The 17,464-nt window shown below is 71.0% G+C and carries 17 protein-coding genes and 1 tRNA gene; 8 read left to right on the top strand and 10 right to left on the bottom strand.

Going from position 1 to position 17,464, the window contains the following annotated elements; translation table 11 throughout:
- Nucleotides 1-62: 62 nt before the first annotated feature.
- Entirely contained in the window at nt 63-3,767 is a 3,705-nt protein-coding gene (locus tag J7462_RS29180; RefSeq protein ID WP_219468977.1) for a hypothetical protein, read from the bottom strand.
- Nucleotides 3,768-3,792: 25 nt separating this feature from the next.
- A complete protein-coding gene (locus J7462_RS29175; RefSeq protein WP_219468973.1) occupies nt 3,793-4,224 on the bottom strand; it encodes a hypothetical protein in 432 nt (143 codons plus the stop codon).
- A 381-nt stretch (nt 4,225-4,605) separates the two neighbouring features.
- On the opposite strand from J7462_RS29175, the gene J7462_RS29170 reads away from it, so the two are divergent.
- Both J7462_RS29170 and J7462_RS29165 read left to right on the top strand, forming a co-directional pair.
- Nucleotides 4,606-5,625 carry a class 1 isoprenoid biosynthesis enzyme gene (locus J7462_RS29170; RefSeq protein WP_219468970.1) on the top strand — a complete coding sequence of 340 codons (1,020 nt, stop codon included), beginning with the start codon at nt 4,606-4,608 and terminating at the stop codon, nt 5,623-5,625.
- Between the two features lie 352 nt (nt 5,626-5,977).
- Entirely contained in the window at nt 5,978-6,556 is a 579-nt protein-coding gene (locus J7462_RS29165) for a hypothetical protein (protein WP_219468968.1), read from the top strand.
- A 19-nt stretch (nt 6,557-6,575) separates the two neighbouring features.
- Here J7462_RS29165 and J7462_RS29160 read toward each other — a convergent pair whose 3' ends face one another.
- The 4 genes from J7462_RS29160 to J7462_RS29145 form a co-directional block, all read right to left on the bottom strand.
- The gene (locus tag J7462_RS29160) at nt 6,576-8,642 is read right to left on the bottom strand and encodes an NACHT domain-containing NTPase (protein WP_219468965.1); all 2,067 of its coding nucleotides are present in this window, start codon (nt 8,640-8,642) and stop codon (nt 6,576-6,578) included.
- A 173-nt stretch (nt 8,643-8,815) separates the two neighbouring features.
- Nucleotides 8,816-9,010, bottom strand: coding sequence for a helix-hairpin-helix domain-containing protein (locus J7462_RS29155; RefSeq protein WP_219468962.1), 195 nt, complete (start codon nt 9,008-9,010; stop codon nt 8,816-8,818).
- Between the two features lie 139 nt (nt 9,011-9,149).
- Nucleotides 9,150-9,446 carry a hypothetical protein gene (locus J7462_RS29150; protein ID WP_219468959.1) on the bottom strand — a complete coding sequence of 99 codons (297 nt, stop codon included), beginning with the start codon at nt 9,444-9,446 and terminating at the stop codon, nt 9,150-9,152.
- 491 nt (nt 9,447-9,937) lie between these two features.
- Nucleotides 9,938-11,134: a helix-turn-helix transcriptional regulator gene (locus tag J7462_RS29145; RefSeq protein ID WP_219468956.1), complete on the bottom strand. Its 1,197-nt coding sequence runs from the start codon at nt 11,132-11,134 to the stop codon at nt 9,938-9,940.
- Nucleotides 11,135-11,268: 134 nt separating this feature from the next.
- On the opposite strand from J7462_RS29145, the gene J7462_RS29140 reads away from it, so the two are divergent.
- The gene (locus J7462_RS29140) at nt 11,269-11,451 is read left to right on the top strand and encodes a hypothetical protein (RefSeq protein WP_219468953.1); all 183 of its coding nucleotides are present in this window, start codon (nt 11,269-11,271) and stop codon (nt 11,449-11,451) included.
- A 137-nt stretch (nt 11,452-11,588) separates the two neighbouring features.
- On the opposite strand, the gene J7462_RS29135 is transcribed toward J7462_RS29140, so the two are convergent.
- Both J7462_RS29135 and J7462_RS29130 read right to left on the bottom strand, forming a co-directional pair.
- Nucleotides 11,589-11,660: transfer RNA gene (locus J7462_RS29135), tRNA-Val, on the bottom strand.
- A 57-nt stretch (nt 11,661-11,717) separates the two neighbouring features.
- Nucleotides 11,718-12,344 carry a TIGR02611 family protein gene (locus tag J7462_RS29130; RefSeq protein WP_374197557.1) on the bottom strand — a complete coding sequence of 209 codons (627 nt, stop codon included), beginning with the start codon at nt 12,342-12,344 and terminating at the stop codon, nt 11,718-11,720.
- Nucleotides 12,345-12,637: 293 nt separating this feature from the next.
- On the opposite strand from J7462_RS29130, the gene J7462_RS29125 reads away from it, so the two are divergent.
- Nucleotides 12,638-13,069: an SsgA family sporulation/cell division regulator gene (locus J7462_RS29125; RefSeq protein WP_053653619.1), complete on the top strand. Its 432-nt coding sequence runs from the start codon at nt 12,638-12,640 to the stop codon at nt 13,067-13,069.
- Between the two features lie 167 nt (nt 13,070-13,236).
- Here the strand turns inward: J7462_RS29125 and J7462_RS29120 are convergent, their stop codons facing one another.
- Entirely contained in the window at nt 13,237-14,013 is a 777-nt protein-coding gene (locus J7462_RS29120) for a glucose 1-dehydrogenase (protein WP_219468949.1), read from the bottom strand.
- Nucleotides 14,014-14,171: 158 nt separating this feature from the next.
- Between J7462_RS29120 and J7462_RS29115 the strand changes: the two genes are divergently transcribed.
- The 4 genes from J7462_RS29115 (at nt 14,172) to J7462_RS29100 (ending at nt 16,496) form a co-directional block, all read left to right on the top strand.
- Complete coding sequence (locus J7462_RS29115) at nt 14,172-15,086, top strand: AraC family transcriptional regulator (RefSeq protein WP_219468946.1); 915 nt, start codon at nt 14,172-14,174, stop codon at nt 15,084-15,086.
- 7 nt (nt 15,087-15,093) lie between these two features.
- Nucleotides 15,094-15,549: an Rrf2 family transcriptional regulator gene (locus J7462_RS29110; protein ID WP_208569873.1), complete on the top strand. Its 456-nt coding sequence runs from the start codon at nt 15,094-15,096 to the stop codon at nt 15,547-15,549.
- A 110-nt stretch (nt 15,550-15,659) separates the two neighbouring features.
- A complete protein-coding gene (locus J7462_RS29105; RefSeq protein ID WP_208569874.1) occupies nt 15,660-15,839 on the top strand; it encodes a DUF4236 domain-containing protein in 180 nt (59 codons plus the stop codon).
- A 126-nt stretch (nt 15,840-15,965) separates the two neighbouring features.
- Nucleotides 15,966-16,496, top strand: coding sequence for a potassium channel family protein (locus tag J7462_RS29100; protein WP_219468943.1), 531 nt, complete (start codon nt 15,966-15,968; stop codon nt 16,494-16,496).
- Here the strand turns inward: J7462_RS29100 and J7462_RS29095 are convergent.
- The gene (locus tag J7462_RS29095; RefSeq protein ID WP_219468940.1) at nt 16,456-17,460 is read right to left on the bottom strand and encodes a hypothetical protein; all 1,005 of its coding nucleotides are present in this window, start codon (nt 17,458-17,460) and stop codon (nt 16,456-16,458) included. The genes J7462_RS29100 and J7462_RS29095 overlap by 41 nt on opposite strands.
- Nucleotides 17,461-17,464 lie beyond the last annotated feature (4 nt).

The following is a 17,464-nucleotide window of genomic DNA, read 5'->3' as shown; positions in this document are numbered from 1 at the left end:
GCCGCAATGCCGACCGGAGAGCAGGGCGCGCCCGAGGCGGTGGCCGGCTGACCGGGCGTCACTCACCAACGCCAGCCGTCGCGCCCGTTGTCCGGCACGGACTCCACGCTCAGGTGCGCGTTCAGGCCGTGGCCGGTCAGGTAGGTCTGGACGAGTTGGCCCTGCACGACCGTGTTGTTGTAGATGCTCATCGAGGTGCTGTCCTGGTGGACGCACCAGAGCTGTCCCTCGCTGTGCGGGTCGTAGTCGTCGAGCACGACGTGGGCGCCGGGCCGGGGCAGGCCCCCGTCGGGGGTGGACGTCAGGTACTCGTCGCCGTGGAGCAGATAGAAGCACCGGTCGGCACCGCGCTGCCCGGCCGGCACCGGCTGCCACTCCCTGGTGCCGGTCGTGGTGGGCAGCAGTTGCACCGGCCGGCCCTCGACGCCGTCCGGGCCGGCCACCCCCAGCTCGGCCTCCGTGCCGACCGGCGCGGGAACGGGCAGGATGTCGCGGCGCAGTTCGAGGTCCGTCGAGGAGGAGAGGAACCACCGTTGGTACGGCGAGTCGGTCGCGTCCCGGGCGGCCAGCAGGAAGTCGCCCGGCAGCGCGGTGAGCGCCTGGCCGGTCAGGTAGTTGAGCAGGGTGTACGTGCCGTCGCCGTTGCTCACCGGCCGCCACAGCTGGGCCAGCGACGGTGACCAGCCCAGTGCCGCGCGGGCGTCCGGGGCGGCGTCGGCCAGGCCCAGGTAGCGGTCGTCGGTCGAGTTGCCCTCCCGTACCCGTTGCAGGCGCAGGTGACCGGGGAACTCGTTGTCCCCTTCCAGCCGCCACTGTTGCGCCCGCGACGGGTCGTACGCGGTGTCCACGACCAGCGACCCGCCGTTAGGTTCGGCGTCGGCCACCCGGGTGGTGGCGGCGTTGCGCAGCAGGGCCTGGCCGGGCCTCGTCGGCGTGGACAGCGGCGGCACCTGCGCGGCGGCGCGCAGCTCGAAGCCGTAGGTCACCGGGTGGTGGTCGGAGTTGGTGATCGTCGTCTCCGTGTGGGCCTGGAAGAGCCGCGGCGCACCGTTGCCGAAGGCGGTGACGGCGTAGTCAAGCGTGCGTACCGGCCCGAGGGTCGGGTGGGTGTTGCCGTCCGGGGCCATCACGCCGTACTGGTTGGCCGGCAGGGCGTTGCGCAGATCCTGGGGCTCACGGTTGAAGTCACCGAGCACGATCCACTCGTACGGGCCGTTCGGGCCGGGGTTGTTCTGGATGTACGTGCGGATGTTCGCTAGCGTGGTCGGGATGTCGTTGCCGGCGCCGTTGCCCGACCAGCCGTGCACGGTGAAGAAGAACGTCTCACCGATCCGCACGCCGAGTGCCGGCCGGGCGCCCGCCTGACCGGGGACCAGGGCGATCTGGTCGGCCCGCTGGGCGGTGGCGATGGCCAGGTTGACCCGGTTCGGGCCCTGCGTCGAGGTGTCCGTGTTCAACCAGTACAGGTGACGGGTGGGTTCACCGAGCAGGGTGCCCAGGTAGTACTCGTACACCGGAGGGAAGACACCGTTGTTCTGGAACACGTTCTGGGTGTACTGGCCCCGCTCGTGCGCGCTGCCGGCCGGTGGCGACCCGGCCTCCTGGAGCGCCACCGCCAGCGCCCCCGCGCTGAGGAAACCCGTCACGGTCGCGTACTTGTTCTCGTAGGTGCCGCCCGCGCTGGAACCCGCGCCCTGCATGTTCCAGGTCACGACCGTCCGGCGGTTGCCGTCGCGTGGTTCGAGTTGGCCGACGTCGCGCAGGAACAGCGACGGCCACCGTTCGCCGGTGCGTACCGCGACACCCTGGCCGGCGTAGTTCACGGTCTCCCGGCCGGACCAGTCCTTGATCGCCGTACCGCCCTGGCTCAGCGGGGTGAACGCGCGCGGATTCGCCTGGTCGGACCCGAACTGGTAGATCGCCTCCGCATCGGCGCCGTCGCTGGAATACGGCTCGTAGGGCAGGTAGGGACCACCGGCGACGGACTGTTTGATCATCGTGTTGCGGTGGAAGACGTTCTGCGGGCCGGACGCGCCGGACCACTTGATCGCCTTCGCCGCCGCCGCCCACCAGATCGGGAACCAGGTGCCGTCCTCCAGTTCGCCGCCCTCGCCGCCGCAGTTGGCGGTGCAACTGCCGGACCGGTGCTCGTACGGGACGCGGACGGTGTTGCCCTCGAACAGGTTGTAGCGTTCCCAGCCGCCGTGCAGGTTGAGGTCGGAATCCAGGTCGTTGCCGAACGCCACGTTGCCGCTGGCCGACCACTGGAACGTGAAGTGCCGCAGGTTCCGGCTGGTGTTGTAGGCCCACAGCGAGTCCCAGACCCGGCTGCCGCGCAGGTAGCCGTTGCCGCCCTTGCCCTTGTTCCACGCCCCGTCGAACGTGTTGTGCTCGATCTGGAGGTTGCGGGCGACCTCGGTGACGATCGGGTGCGAGCCGGTCATCGACCCGGCCAGCCCACGCGCCCAACTGTTCGCGGCCCACTTGAAGGCGATGCCGTGCATGGCGTACTCGGGGGCCAGGTTGCCGTAGTTGTGCACGGCGTCGGTCGGGCTCGGCTGGTAGACGCCACCGAGCAGCTTGGGCAGGCCGGACATCTCCTGGGAGAACGCGAAGTTCTCGAAGCCGACGCCCTCCACCGCACGCAGCGGGGTGATCTTGCTGGTGTAGACGTTGCCGGCGATCGGCGCGGAGCCGTCCGAGGTGGAGTCGACCGGCGCGTCGTACTCCAGCGGGCGGTCCAGGGTGACGGTCTTCGCCGACGTGTTCACGGCGGTCGCCCGGAACATCTGCTGGCGCATGTGCAGGTTCTCCCGGGTGCCCGGGTCGTCCGGCGCGAGCCCCTGCTGCTCGTAGAAGCGCAGGCTGTTGGCCACCCCGACCCAGACGTAGCCGCCGACCCGGAAGCCGTCCATCTTCGCCTTGGCGTCGAGCCGGATCACGTTCTGCCCGGCGCGGGCCGAGAACCCCGGGTCGGTGGAGGCCGATCCCAGTTTCTGGCCGGAGGCCCAGTGCTGGTTGATCGAGCCCTCGAACAGGTCCTTACGGTTGGCGGGGGCGGCGGACCACTCGTCGGCGTACCGTTCGGCGACCTCGCGGGTCTGCACCTTGAACAACGCCCGGCCCGGCCAGATCCAGCCCCCGGTGCCGGTGTCCGGTGCCGAGCCGAACGTCATGGTGTCCTGGTTCCACCGGCTGCCGTCGGCGGTCAGCGTGTCGTACCGGGTGTTGACGTCCGGCCGGAACACCACCCGGGTCCCGCCGCTGCCCGCGCCCTGGCCCCGCAGCACCAGGAAGTTCGCGTCGACGTAGATCTGCCGGGAGATGTCGATCCGCCCGGCCGGCAGCGCGATCAGCGAGAGCCGGCGGGCGTTGCCCGACGGCGAGCAGTTGGCCTTGATCCGGTCGATGGCCGACTGGAGGCCCACGCTGTCGTCCACCGAATCGTCCGCGCGGACCCCGAACTCACCGGCCAGCCGGGCCGGGTCGATCGTGCAGGCGCCGCCGGCCAGATCACCGTCGGTCGGCAACGACTGGCCGCCGAGATAGCCGACCCGGGACCAGTCGGGCATCCCGGCGACCCCGCCGATCCGGTTGCCGGCGGTCAGCTCGGCATCCCCCGCGACGCCCGCCACCAGCGACGCCGCCCCGCCTGTCGACGGCGGCACCCCCGCCGGCCGGGCCGCTGCCTGCGCCGACGACGGCGGGGGCACTGCGACCGTCGAGATGAGCAACAGCCCCAGCAGTACGCGGGCAGCGCGGACCATGAACGTCTCCCCTGTTCCGGGCGGGTCAGTACCGGTAGTAGTGCGCGTCCTTACGGCCACCGGAGGCGGTCGTGCCCTCGGCGGCGATGCCGATCCCGGTGACGCCGTTGTAGAACGTCTCGTACTTCCGGTTCGGGCCGATCACCAGGAAGGTGTCGGTGCTGGTGTTGAAGTGCCCGACGACCGAGATCAGGGTGGCCTCGCTGCCGGTCGGCACCGGCCCCCACCAGCAGTCGGCCCCCGGGTCGAGGACCGGGCCCAGCTGCACGGTCTGGTTGTTGAGGGTCAGGTATTCGAGGTGCACCCGGTAGTTGCCCCAGGGGCAGAGCTGCACCCACCCGTCGCGGATGGTGGAGGCCGAGGCGGGCGTCGTCGGCGCCACGACCAGCGCGACCGCGCCGACCGACGCGACGACCGTCGCCACCGCACGACGGAACTCGAAACGCTTCGATGTCATGCCAGGCAGGGTAGGTCGCCCCAGTGGACAGACAGTGAATCCCCGATTCAGTACGCCGCACCACCGGACCACCCGGCACAATCGGTGACGGAGAAGCCGAGAGTGGTCGTGGCGTCCCCCAGCTCACGACCGGGCCGTGTGCTGACCCCCTCCGGCCCGCGCCGAGGTCACCACTGCGAACCGGCGCGTCATCAGCCGAACACACCCGGTGATGTTCTTCGATAGTGTCGACACATGCCCCACAGTCGTGAAACAGCCCCTAGGCAACGATCGATCCCCGCAACGCACTCGCACCGGCCGCCCGGCAGGCACGGTGGCCGGCGGTGACGGGTCCAGAATCATCAGGGCCGTCCCGGTCGGCTCGGCCCGAGTGCACCGGCCGTGTCCACTGAGGTCGTCGCGGTACTGCGTCTCGCGCCACTGGCGCTGGGTTGGCCGGGCGTGTATCGGTTCGTCAGACGCGACGTCGACGGGATCATCGAGGTCTTCGACCGGACGGTGGGGCCGATCATCGACGCGAGCATCACCGGTGTGGGCCGACGACGGCAGATCTCGCGGATCCTGCTGGGCACCAGTGTCAAGGTGTGTCTGGCCATGTCCGGCTACGCGCAGGCCACGGGCATCGCCTTCCGGGCCGACCGGGCCGTGCTGGGAAGCTCCTTCACCCGGGTGTACGATGACCTGTTCGACAACTTCCGCGCCCCTGACCTGGACGAGCGGTTGACGGTCCTGTTCGACGGCGGTTCCTTCCAGCCACAGTCGGATGCCGAGACGATGCTGTTGGGGCTCTACCGCGCCATCGAGACGGTGCTGCGGCACGAGGATTCCGCACCGGTCCATGCGGCGCTTCGCCGGATGCACCGGTTCCAGATCCAGTCGCGGCAGCAGCGTGGGTCCGTCGTCTCGGGGCAGGCCCTGCGGCGCATCACCCGCGGCAAGGGCGGGCTCGGCACGACAGCGCTCTTCGGGCTGCTCCGGCCGGCGCTGCCACCGCTCGACCAGCGGCTACTCGTGGAACTCGGCGACGTCCTCCAGGTGTTGGACGACTACCACGATGTGGCGCTGGACCGCGCCACCGGCGTGACCACCGAGGTGACGCTGGGATCGATCACCCTGTTCGAGACCGGCCGACGAATCGGGCACCTACGCCGGGAGTTCCGCCACCGGTACCCCGGGGGCAGCCGTGACCGACTGTTCGGAATGCTGTTCATGATGCTGGCGGGTGGGCTGGTCCATCACCTGATCGACCGGCACCGGCAGCGAGCCGGCACCCTCGCCCGCCCGCGTCTCCCCGCAGCGGAACCCGACCCCACCGATCGCCGGCCCCACCGGTTGCTCTTCTGGCCGGCAGGGAACATCGGTCCCGTGGCGGAGAATCCCCATGCCGATGACAGCGGCTGACGCGCGGGTACAATTTAGCTTTTTGTCTTCACGTTCGGTGGGGGCGTGGTCGCGGCCGGTAGAGTGAACCGGAGAGAGCCGATCGCTCCCGGACGGTGGACCCGGGAGGCGAGCGGCCCGCGTGGTCATCGCGGCCGAGGAGCACGACGGCAGCGCGGGCAGGGGTGCCGGCGAGAGGCGGCAGGCGGTGAGGACAGCAGAGGGGATGCTGGCCGAGTCGGGCAGCGTACAGCCGGGTGTCCCGATACCCCCGGCACCACTGGGCTGGCCGGCCGCGCTCGTGCGGCGGTTCACCGTCGGCTCCCACCGGTCGTCCTTCGCCCACGCCCGTAACGTCACCCTGGGCTGGCTGGTGGCCGCCGCGCTCGCCGTGATCGCCGATCGTCTGCTGGTCGACCACGTTCTGGCGACCTGGACCGCTGTCGCGATGATCGGCTACACGCTCGCGCGTGCCGTCGCACTGGTGATCTTCGAACGGCGACAACAGGCCTTCGAACGGAGTTGGCTCGAGGCCCTGTCACAGCTGCTACGGCGACACCCCTTCGAGGTGGTCGCGCTCCGGGTACAGGTGACCGTCGAAGAAACCCGGTCCGCCGTCCGCACGGTGGATCTGACCGACCCCGCCGACGTGGCCTGGTTGCTTCACCAGCAGACCGACCTCGGTGCCGACGTCTCGCCGCAGGCGCGAATCGAGTTCGGCTACTGGGGCAGCGACGGTGCCGGTCGCGGCAGCGACAGCGTGCGGAGACGTCTGGCCGACCTGCAGATCCGCCCGGTGGACATACCCATCACCTGGGCGCGCATCCGGTTTCCGCAGGCCCGTTACGTCGCGGGCGTGGGCGACACCGGGTCGGGCGACCGGTGGCCCGGCCGGGTGGCGCACTGGTCCCTCAGCGGGCCGGTGCAACTCACCACGGCGCGGGCGACGTGATCCCCGCCCCACCCGACCGTCATCCGCGAACCGCCGGCTCCGCCTCCGGCGTTTCCACCGGCCCCGGTACCGGCCGCCCCAGACGGTCCTGGAGCAGCCCGTGCCGGAACTGGTAGAGCGGCCCCACCTGGCGCAGCACGCCGAGCTTGTGCGCGTCGGCAAGAAACGTCATCAGCCGTAGCGGCGTTCGGCCACGCCACGCCAGCCAGATCCGCGCCAACACGAGCTGAGCCCACGCGCTGGTGGCGTAGACCATCATCCCGAGGCCGGCAGCCCCGAGCAGCAGCCCCACCGAGGCGCCGAGGAGTCCCTCCATCACCGGGGTCAGGTGATAGATCAGCCCGTACTGTTCGGCCCCGACGATGCCCCCCATGAAGCCGCCGACCAACCCACCCGCCGTCGCCCCCAGGACGGTCCCGTACAGCACGGTGCTGCGGTCGCCGCGCAACACGTTGCCCGGACTGGCCGGTTCCTTCGTCTCGGTCGGCTCGGTGAACCGTCGCACCATTCCGAACACCAGGCCGAAGAACAGACCGATCAACACCCCGTATCCGGCGCTGAACAGCAGACCGACGATCAGACCGCCGACCAGCGCGCCCACCACACCGAAGCCGATGTCCCGAACCAGAAACTCCGGAGCCAGATCCGCGCGGCGGAGCATCCGAGGTACGAACCGACGCGGCCGCTTGTCCCGCAACCTTCCCAACGGAAGCGCGGCGAGGAAGCCCACCCCCAGGCCGAAGGCCGCTCCCAGGAAGGGCCGGCCGAACAACCCGAACATCACCCAACCCAGCAGACCGCACCCCAGCGTGCCCACCGTGACCCGTACGACCTGCGGGACCGGACGGGGCACCGCACGGGTGAGCTGCCACCAGGCGAGGTCACGAGTCCCCAGGGTCTGGAGATGCATGGCCAGGAAGACCAACGCCTGCTGGGCGACCGCAGGATCCCACCGACGGGAAACCCGGGCCGGATTCGGCACCCCACGGTACGGGCGGATACGGAACACCGTGGGAACGAACCGGTCCAGGAGATACTCCTCGACGTCGTGCTGCCGGGGAAACCGCTCCCTGTCGAGCAGCTCACCCGGCGACACGTCCTCAGCCTCGTAGACGGTACGTGCGAGCGCGAGCATCAGCGGATTGGTCAGGGTCCGTGCCAGGTCGTTCGACGGATGGGCGACCAGGTCGGCCAGGACCGGCTCCCACTCCTCCAACCGCGCGTCGGCGCTGGCGTCGAGCAGGAAGTTCGCCGCGGCCTGGGGTTCCAGCGGCCGAAGACGGACGACCAGCAGACCCGTGAGCAGGTTCTGTTCGTTGGCCGTCAGGAACTCCTCCGTACGGCAGGTCAACACGAAAGGCTGGTCGGACCAGTCGCTGTGTAGCGCCCGCAGCGCGACGGACCGCAGCGCCGGTGCCATCTCGTCCAGGCCGTCCAGGATCGGCAACACCAGGCGCTGGGTGACGATCTCACTGCCGGCGGTGGAGCCGAACCGCGCCTCGCTACCCAGGAACGGATAATCCTCCACCAGTCTCCGGACCATCCAGTTGTCGAGGTTCTCTGCCGGATCCCAGGAGGCGATCTGCAACAGCAGCGGAACTCGTTCGGCTGCTTCCTTCAGCAGGTCGAGGGCAAGAATGACGCACAGGCCCGTCTTACCCGAACCTGGTTCGCCGATGACCACCATGGCGCGGGGCTGCCCCACGAACTCGTCGATCAGCCGCGGCAGCTCCCCGGTGGACGGCAGCGGTGACTGGGCTTTCGGCCGTTCCGCCACCTCCCAGCGGACCGGCATCTGCCGCGTCTCCTGGAGCTGACGCCGACGAGACTCCTCGTCCCACTGCTTGCGCACCTCGATGGCGAGCACCCGCACGGCCTGGTCGACCTGCTCCGGGGTGCTCACGACGTCGCGTTCAGACCGGATTTCCTTGAACAACGGCAGTAGCGCGGCCGCCGTGGACAGGATCGTCAGCACCGTCAGCAGGGTGGAGCTACCGAACACTTTCCACGCGCCCGCGATGACGGCGCCCAACACCAGCCAGAGGAGTAGTGGATACGCCGCCCTACGCCGCCATATGTTCGCCATCGAACCCCGTCGACCTACCCTTCCCACCATACTGAAACCGCACGCATCCGCACGCCTACGAAGCGTGCCATGACCATCGCAGGGCGTAAAGCGAGGCGATCGGTCCGGCCCGGCCGGAGGTTCCCGAACCGAACCGGCTGGCGGCAGCGTCGCGCACTTCCCCGGCCGCACCCCTACCCGAGACTGAGATCGTGCTGCTCCAGTGCGCTCTGAAGGATCCCGAGCGCTTTCGGCCCCACCCCGTGCAGTGCGGCCAACTCGGCGCGCGGCACACCCGCGAGGTCGCGCAACGTCGGGTAGCCGGCTGCGGTCAGCGCACGCGTTGCCGGCGCACCGATCGTCGGCAGGGTGTCGAGGGAGGCGTTCACGTCGCCGACCCTACGCACCCGCAGGCGCACCCGCAGCCACCGACGTGAACGTGTCACGAGGCCGGACGGCCACTACGGTCCCCGGCCGGACCGTTGCCCGGCCAGCAGACAGTGGACTCCCGGCCCGTCGGATCGGGTGTCATCCGGCCTGGTGGCGCTGGTGCCGGTCGGGTGCGGCTGGCACGGTCACCGCACTTCGGTGCTGCACCTCCGGCGGCTGCCTGGTCCAGCCGACGAAGCGGCGGTACAGGGGGCCGGCCGGTGCCCAGGGCATGTCCCCGGCCGCCCGGACGAAGCAGGCCCCGAGGTGGAGGGCCAACGACACCGGCGCGTCGGCGTACTCCGCGCGCAGTTCCTGCCGCCGGGTGGGGCACGGCCAGGGCCGGTCGCAGCCGCCGCAACTCCAGACCGGCGGCACCGGGCCGTGACTGGTCACTGCTCCTCCTCGGTCGGCCAGTGCCCACGGCTGATCGGAATCCGGTGTCGGACGTGGCAGGGCAGCTCGGCCCCGCACCGACAGACCCACCGCCATCGCCGCCAACACCAGACCGGTCGATGCCGGCGCGCGAGGGTCAGCGCCGTGGCCGACAGATACCCGTCGTACGGAACGCGCTGCTTCGACGAGATGGCATTCCCACCCGTTGCCGGGCGCGGTGGTACGCCGCGCGCGAGGTCCAACAACCGTCGCCGGGCGGCGTCCTGCTCCACTGCCTGGACGCGTTCTCCGACCCCGGAAACAACCGGCGACGACGGAAAGCACCGGCCAACAATTCGCCGCAGGAGTCCGCTGTTCACCGCCATGTGGCTGGCCCTCCGTCTTCAGGGCATGGAGGGCAGCACCCCACTGGTGTTCCTCGTTCCGTGCCCGGCTTCAGCGAGGTCCAGCCTCATGCTCCGCAGGCCACCGATCCAGAGGGTGAGCGTCCGCTAACCGGGTGTGCTGTCCGCTGATAGTCGCCGTCCCGGTGCGAACTCGGTGCACACATCGCGCAGTGTCACTGCCTCCGGCACTCCCGACTGCTCCACCTTCGCCAGCAGTTCCGCAGCACGCCACCAGTTCGACGGCACCACCCGTCCGGACGCCACCGCCTGCGCCCCCAGGGCAACCGCCTCGTCCGGCTGACCGGCGGCGACCAGGGCAAGACCGAGGTCGAGGCGGGCCGACGCGGACCGGCGGGGCCGCGCTCCCCCATCGCCGTACGGGTCCAGCTCGGCCAACACCGCCCGCGCCACCTGCTCGGCACCGGGGTCACCCGCCCACGCCAAAGTCGTGGCCGCGTACGCGGCAGCCTTGGCCGGGTCATAGCGATAGTGGTGCTCGGCCCGCTCAGGAACGGGCAGATTCGCCGTCAGCCGCTCCACCCGGTCCAACGCTCGGCGAGTCGCACCGACATCGCCGATCCGCGCCCAGGCGCGAGCCTCCTGAGCAGTCGCCTGAATGCGGGCGGAACTCCCCTTCGGAGCGACCCGCTGCGCTTGACGGGAGAGATCGAGTGCTCCCTGGTAGTCACCTTGAGTCAGCACATCCCAGGCCCGGGTTTCGAGGCACCACGCCTGGATCTCGCCGTGCTCAGCATGTTCGGCAAGGTCACGAGCGGCTCGCAGGTGGGCGACCGCAGCAGTCCGTTGCCGCAGGTCGATGTGAACCGTCGCCCGCAGCACCGCCAACCAGCCACCGGCAACCAACAACCGCCTCCGTTGCGCGAGCGTCACCCTCCCCTCCAACAACCGCCCGACGTAGGAGAGATGCCGCCGCACCAACGGCAGGAGACCCGTCGGTGTCATCGTCGGGTAGGCACTGGCGAGATCGTCAACGCCCTGCTCGATCCGGTCGAGCACGTCCGCGCTGACATCGCTGGCGGCGACTCTGGCCCTCAGCTCGCCGGCCTCGGCCGCATGGTCGGTCGGCGCATCCACCAACCGCGCGAGTGCACCTCCCGCGTCGAGAACCCGATCCAGGTGACAAGCCGTGTCGACTGTCGGAGCCTTGAGTCCCGTCTCCAACTCGTGCAGATGGCTCTTACTCCGATGAGCACGCTGCCCCAGGGAACGAAGCGACAGACCACGCTGCTCCCGAAACTCACGCAGAGCTACACCGAAGCGCGGGTCGGCAGACGAGACCATAGCGCCGCTCCAAGCTCACCGGGCCAGGCGACACCCGGTCGCCACCTCGTCGGACGGTACCCCGACCACCGGCCGGTTCGTTGTACCCGTCGTGCCCGAAGGGCGCAGCCCGCCGTACCACTGGAGGTCCGACCATGCACCGCCGCCTGGCCGCGCTACTCCCCGCGCTCGCCGCCTGCGGCACCGACTTCGGCCGGTGCGTCACGGTGGGCCTGGCCGACCCGCAGCGCGACGGCGCGAAGGTGCTCGCCCACTACCCCGAGGCGACACTGTGCGTGGAGCAGGGGTACGCCTCAGACCCGCTGACAGCGAGCTGAGCCACTGCCGTTGCACAGAAGGGCGTCACCGGCCTGCCGCCGGCACCTGCCTTCTCGCTGCCTCTCGACCGGTATTGATCGACAGAAACGACTCAAGGCCCCTCGATCGAGGGGCCTTGAGCTTTGCATATCGAGGGTGGGCGATGCTGGTATCGAACCAGCGACCTCTTCGGTGTGAACGAAGCGCTCTCCCACTGAGCTAATCGCCCTCAGCGCCGTTGACTCTACCCGATCGTGGGGCGGAGCCAAAAACCCGGGGTGCCCGTTCAGGTCGTGGCGAGGTAGCGGAGCAGTTGGGCGACCAAATCGATGCCGAGGCTGTACTTGAGCGAGAGCCAGAGCACCACGGCGACGAAGACCAGGCCGACGGAGCCGAGCAGGAACCGCACCGGCAGCGACCTGGTGGTGGCCCAGCGGGTCCAGGCGTGGACGTGGCGGCGGGTGAAGCCGAGCAGTCGGCGGGCCCAGTGGAACTCGACGGCCCAGATGGCGAGGCCGGCGATGACGATCAGCCAGCCGGGGCCGGGCAGCGGGATGAGGGCGATGCCGACGGTCACCACGAGCGCCCCGGCGACGGCGATGAATATCTTGAGGGCGACCCGGCCGGTGGGGTTGGCCCGGATCAGCTCAAGGGTGGTGCGCAGCCGCCAGCGCCAGCCGGTGGGACGGGCGGCCAGGGCGGTACGGCCCGACCGGCCCGCGCCGCCCCGGGCCCGACCGTTGGCGGCCGGTCGGGGCCGGCCTCGGGCGGCGCGGGAGGCACCGGCGGTGCGACCGGTGTCGGAGGTCGTCCGACCGTCCCGGTCCGATGGTGTGATCGGCACCCTGTCACCCCGCCTTTTGGCTGCTCGGGCCCCTACTTTCGGCGACTCGGCCGTACTCACCGCATCCACTGAGGAACGTTTCGTGGCCATTTCACCCCTCAGTGTCGTCCTGGACCGTCACTTGCGCAGACCACTGGACGTTACCGGAGTAAGTCGACGACTGAACCACCCGACTTCGGACGGGCTCCCGACTGGGCAGAACCGGAAATCCTACAAGAATTCTCACATTCTCACGGCGATTCGGACCCCCTTCCCACCACTGGGTGAAGTCAGCGTATGGCGGAGCGTAGCCAGCAGTAGCACCTGAGTATGGGAAAAGCGGGACACGCGCGTTCCGCAGCGGTGCCGGGGGGAGAACGTCCATGAGTGTCATCCGACCGACGACCGTAGAGGTCGAGACGTCGCTAAGGCTCGTCGCGCCTGACGCCACCGCATTGCCGGTGCGTGCCAGCCTGCGTTACGACCCTGCTGACCCGTATGCGGTCCATGTCCTGTTCCACGCCGAATCGGCCGGGGGCGAGGCGGTGAGCTGGTCCTTCGCCCGCGAACTGCTGGTCACCGGCCTCGACGAGCCGGCCGGCATCGGCGACGTCCGGGTCTGGCCCTGGGCCACCCCGCGCGGCGACTTCGTCGCGCTGGCCCTGTCGTCGCCCGACGGTAACGCCCTGTTCGAGGTCCCGCGCAGCGTGCTGGTGCGCTTCCTACGCCGGACCTACGTCGTCGTCCCGCGCGGCCGGGAGGCCGAGCACCTGGACGTCGACACGGCGGTGACCCGGCTGCTCGCCGGCCGCTGACCGACCCGTACCGGAGCCGCGCGGATCTGCCGAGTCCGCGCGGCTCCGGCCGTCCACTTCCAGTCCGCACCATTGCGACCCCCACCGCCGGTACGCGACCTGGCCCGCCGGTACGCGGCCCGACCGCCGGCCCCCGGGCCCGGCCGGCCACCCGTCGGGTACGCCGGTCAGCCGTGGGTGGTGATGCCGCCGTCCACCGGGATCACCGCGCCGGTCAGGTACGCCCCGGCCCGCGACGACAGGTAGATCGCCGTGCCGGCCATGTCCTCGGGGCGGCCGATCCGACCGAGCGGCACCTGCTGGGCGATTGCCGCCCGCGACGCCGGGTCGTCCAGGGCGAAGGCCATCATCTTGCTGTCGAACGGGCCCGGGGCGATCGCGTTGACCGTGATCCGCTCAGCGGCGAGCTGGTGGGCCAGGCTGCGGGTGAGCATGTGCACGGCTGCTTTCGTCGCGGAGTACGCGTACACCTCCATGGCCGGCACCCGGAGGCCGTCGATGGAGCCGATGTTGATCACGCGGGCCGGGTCGTCGTCGTCGGCTGCCGCGCGCAGCAGCGGCAGCAGTGCGGTGGTGAGCCGGAAAACCGCCTTCACGTTGACCGACCAGAGCTTGTCGAACGCGGCGTCCGGGTACGACTCCAGCGGCGCACCCCAGGTCGCGCCCGCGTTGTTGACCAGCACGTCGAGCCGGTCGTACCGTTCGCCGACGGCGGTGGCGAGGGCCTCGGCGCCCGCGTCGTCGCTGAGATCGGCGGGGATCGCCGCGCAGCGCCCCTCGGCGGACAGTTCCTTGGCCACCGCCTCGCACACGTCTGCCTTGCGGGACGAGATGACCACGGTGGCCCCGGCCCGGACGAAGCCCCGGGCGATCATCAGCCCGATCCCCCGGGAGCCGCCGGTGACCAGGACCGTCTTGCCGTCGACCGAGAACAGATCCGTCATGAGCACCCCATCGCACGTCGCGGTCCTTACCGATCGGTAACGTAGCCCGGCCCCGGCGGGCGGACAACCCCGCGACGGTCGACCGGGCCACCCGGGAGCGCGACCGGGTCCCGTCGCCGGGATGCGACCCCGGCCGTCCCCGGTTACGGTCGAAGACGATGGTCCCTTCCGGTCAGCTCCCCCCGGCAACCCGTCCCGACCTGCCCAGCCCCGAGATCGACATCTTGGAGCTGGGCGACCTCACCCCCGGCGCCGGCCAACCCCGGCCGGTCCTGCTCGACAACGATCTGCTCATCCTGGTCACCGGTGGGCACGGCATCGTCGAGCTGGACTTCCACGCGCTGCCCTGCCGGCCCGGCACCCTGCTGCGGGCCACGCCCGGCCAGGTGTTGCGCTGTCCCGCGCGGCTCGACGCGATCGTGCTGCGCTGGCACGCCGACGCCCTGCACGGGCTGGACGTCGACCCCGCCGCGGTGCCGCACCACCACCAGCTGACCGGTGAGGACGAGGACGCCGTCATCAACGAGGTCTCCCAACTCGTGGTGGACCACCGGCGGCACCGGGACGACCCGGCCGCCCGCGCCCTGCTCCGGCACCAGCTCGCCGTCCTGCTCATCCGGCTGGCCCTGCTGCCCGGTGCCCGCGACTCCGAACGGGCAACCGACGACACCGATCCGCAGCGGACCGAGGCGGCCACGTTCCGCCGGTTCTGCCGGGAGGTGGAGGCGGGTTACCCGTACACCCGCCGGGTGGAGGACTATGCGGCCCGCCTGGGCTGCTCGGTGCGTACCCTGACCAGGGCCTGTCTGGCGGTGACCGGGCGCAGCGCCAAGCAGGTGGTCGACGAGCGGGTCGCGCTCCAGGCCCGCCGGCTGCTCGCCGCCACCGACGAGCCGGTGGCCCGGATCGGTCGCCAGCTCGGCTTCCCCGAGCCGACGAACTTCGGCCGGTTCTTCACCCGGGAGGTGGGGGTGAGCCCGGGTGCGTTCCGGGCCGCCCGGGGGCGGTCACCGCAGCGGATCGTCGCGCCACGTCGACCCGGCGACCCCTGCACCCCCGCCGGACGGGCATGATGGCAGGGTGCAGATCTCCGCGCGCGGCGACTATGCGGTTCGAGCGGCCCTGAGCCTGGCCACCGCCTACCCCTCCCTGCTCTCCACCCAGGCGATCGCCAGCGAGCAGGACATGCCGCGCAAGTTTCTCGAAGCGGTCCTGGCCGACCTGCGTCGGGCCGGCGTGGTCCGCGCGCAGCGCGGCGCCGAGGGCGGTTACACCCTGGCCCGACCGCCGCGCGAGGTCACCGTCGGGGCGATCCTGCGCGCCGTCGAGGGCCCGTTGGCCGGGGTACGCGGGCTGCGCCCCGAGGAGACCCGGTACGAGGGCTCGGCGGAGAACCTTCCCCGGCTCTGGGTGGCCGTCCGCGCCGCCGTCCGACAGGTGCTCGACGAGGTGAGCCTCGCCGAGGTGGTCAGCGGCCGGCTCCCGACGCACGTGCGGCGGCTGACCACCCTGCCCGACGCGTGGGAGCCGCGCTGAGTCACCGCGTCCGTCCAGCTCGGACCGGAGCAGGTTTCGGATTTGGTGGATGCGGGCATCTACCGGGTCGAGACGGCAACGACGACAGGAAACGCGAAGGGAGCGCCACGATGGGCCTGATGTTTCGTAAGCGCAAGAAGTACGGGCCGATCATCCTGAACTTCACCGAGAACGGCTTCTCGTCGTGGAGCATCAAGATCGGCCGCTGGTCCTGGAACTCCAAGGCCAAGGCGCACCGCGTCGACCTGCCGGGGCCGCTGTCCTGGAAGCAGGACAAATCCCGGGCGTGACGTCCTTCGTCGAACGGGGCACCGGTGGTTCACCGGTGTCCCGTTCGACGTCTGTGCCCCGGTAGGGCACCGGTCGGGTTCCGGATTCGCCGGGTCGGCCCCGCCCCTACGGAGCAGAATCGCCGCATGGCACGCGACGACGGGAGCTACGCGCGGGCACGCCGGCACACCCTGGCGGCCTGCGCCCTGCTGTTGGTCAGCTACTTCCTGATCCCGTTGGAGCCTGATCCGAACGGCCTGCGGCTGACCCTGCGCGCGGTGGGCACCCTGCTGTTGATCGCCGTGGTCACCTTTCTGGTGACCCGCCAGGTGGGCCGTCAACTCGGTGCCGGTGCCCCGGTCGGCGAGGACGAGGTCCGGTCGTTGAGCCGCCTGGTGGTGGCGCTGGTCGCCGGGCTGCTCGCCTTCGCGGTGGCCGACTACGTGGTGGCGGGCAGCGGGCCGGACCAGTTCTCCGGGCTGCACACCCGGCTGGACGCGCTCTACTTCGCCCTGACCACCCTCACCACCGTCGGCTACGGCGACGTACACGCCCAGGGGCAGCTCGCCAAGGCGATCGTCTGCGTGCAGATGGTGTTCAGCATCGGGGTGATCGCCACCGGGGCGTCCATCGTGGTCAGGCAGTTGACCGGGCGGCCGGGGCGGGGACCGCGCTGATCAGCACGTCCCCGCCGAGCCGCCCGTGCTCCGGGTCCCGGCTGACCGCACCGGTGTCGAGCAGCTCGGTGAGCGCGCGCCCGGCGTCCACCGCCCGGTACGCCGTCGCGGTCAGCGCGTGCCGCCGCAGCTCGGTCACCGTACGCGGGCCGTGCCGGGTCAACTCGGCGAGCAGTTCGCCGCACAACGGACCGGCCGCCGGTGGCCCGGCGACGTCGAGCAGCCCGCCGGCCGGGTCGCGGTAGCGGATCGCAGCGCCCCCGCCGGTCACCATGGACCCGTCGGCGGCCCCGGACCCGTCGGTGACCCTGGACTCGTCGCCCGCCCCGGGCCCGTGGGTGACCCTGGACCTGTCGGCGGCGCCGGACCCGGCGGCGGCCCAGAGGGCGTCCTTGAACGCCTCCAGGCTCCTGTCCAGCCCGGTGCCGAAGGCCACCCTGCTGGCCGGTGACCCGTCGACGGGCACCAGCTCGACCTCGGCGACCAGCGGAAACCCGGCGGCGGTCAGGGCCGGCCGCAGGGCGGTGGTCGTGGCGGCGGTGAGCAGCACCTCGGCCGGTCGGCCGGTGGTCGTGGCGGCCAGCAGCGCCCGGTCCGGCGGCACACCGTCGACCAGGGTGAGCAGCGGTGCGCCCGCCGCGCCGGCCGCCTTGAGTGCCACCGGCAGCCGGGCCGGGTCGCCGGGCACCACGTGTACGGCCACGTCACCGGGCAGGCCGGCCCCGACGACGCCGAGCCGGGCGGGCAGTTCGGGGCCGCCGTCGGCGAGCACCAGCACGGTGAGCCGCCGGCCCCGGAGCCGGTCGGCGTGGCCGGCCACCACCCGCAGGGCCGCCTCGGCGCTGCCCGGATCACCGGCGTACGCCAGCGCGAGGGTGGCCCGCCGGGAGCGGTGCAGCGCCCCCGGCAGCCAGTGGTCGAGCTGGCGGACGAGCAGCTCCGGCAGGACGGCGTCGATCGACATGCTG

Origin of the sequence: Micromonospora sp. RL09-050-HVF-A (assembly GCF_019374995.1) — a bacterium.
In the GTDB taxonomy this organism is placed as follows: domain Bacteria; phylum Actinomycetota; class Actinomycetes; order Mycobacteriales; family Micromonosporaceae; genus Micromonospora; species Micromonospora antibiotica.
This window is presented reverse-complemented; position numbering and strand designations above follow the sequence as displayed.

What these genes read in the sequence shown, in the direction of transcription:
- J7462_RS29180 (WP_219468977.1), bottom strand. Translation starts at nt 3,767, where the DNA reads ATGGTCCGCGCTGCCCGCGTACTGCTGGGGCTGTTGCTCATCTCGACG.
- J7462_RS29175 (WP_219468973.1), bottom strand. Translation starts at nt 4,224, where the DNA reads ATGACATCGAAGCGTTTCGAGTTCCGTCGTGCGGTGGCGACGGTCGTC.
- J7462_RS29160 (WP_219468965.1), bottom strand. Translation starts at nt 8,642, where the DNA reads ATGGCGAACATATGGCGGCGTAGGGCGGCGTATCCACTACTCCTCTGG.
- J7462_RS29145 (WP_219468956.1), bottom strand. Translation starts at nt 11,134, where the DNA reads ATGGTCTCGTCTGCCGACCCGCGCTTCGGTGTAGCTCTGCGTGAGTTT.
- J7462_RS29140 (WP_219468953.1), top strand. Translation starts at nt 11,269, where the DNA reads ATGCACCGCCGCCTGGCCGCGCTACTCCCCGCGCTCGCCGCCTGCGGC.
- J7462_RS29125 (WP_053653619.1), top strand. Translation starts at nt 12,638, where the DNA reads ATGAGTGTCATCCGACCGACGACCGTAGAGGTCGAGACGTCGCTAAGG.
- J7462_RS29120 (WP_219468949.1), bottom strand. Translation starts at nt 14,013, where the DNA reads ATGACGGATCTGTTCTCGGTCGACGGCAAGACGGTCCTGGTCACCGGC.
- J7462_RS29115 (WP_219468946.1), top strand. Translation starts at nt 14,172, where the DNA reads ATGGTCCCTTCCGGTCAGCTCCCCCCGGCAACCCGTCCCGACCTGCCC.
- J7462_RS29105 (WP_208569874.1), top strand. Translation starts at nt 15,660, where the DNA reads ATGGGCCTGATGTTTCGTAAGCGCAAGAAGTACGGGCCGATCATCCTG.
- J7462_RS29100 (WP_219468943.1), top strand. Translation starts at nt 15,966, where the DNA reads ATGGCACGCGACGACGGGAGCTACGCGCGGGCACGCCGGCACACCCTG.
- J7462_RS29095 (WP_219468940.1), bottom strand. Translation starts at nt 17,460, where the DNA reads ATGTCGATCGACGCCGTCCTGCCGGAGCTGCTCGTCCGCCAGCTCGAC.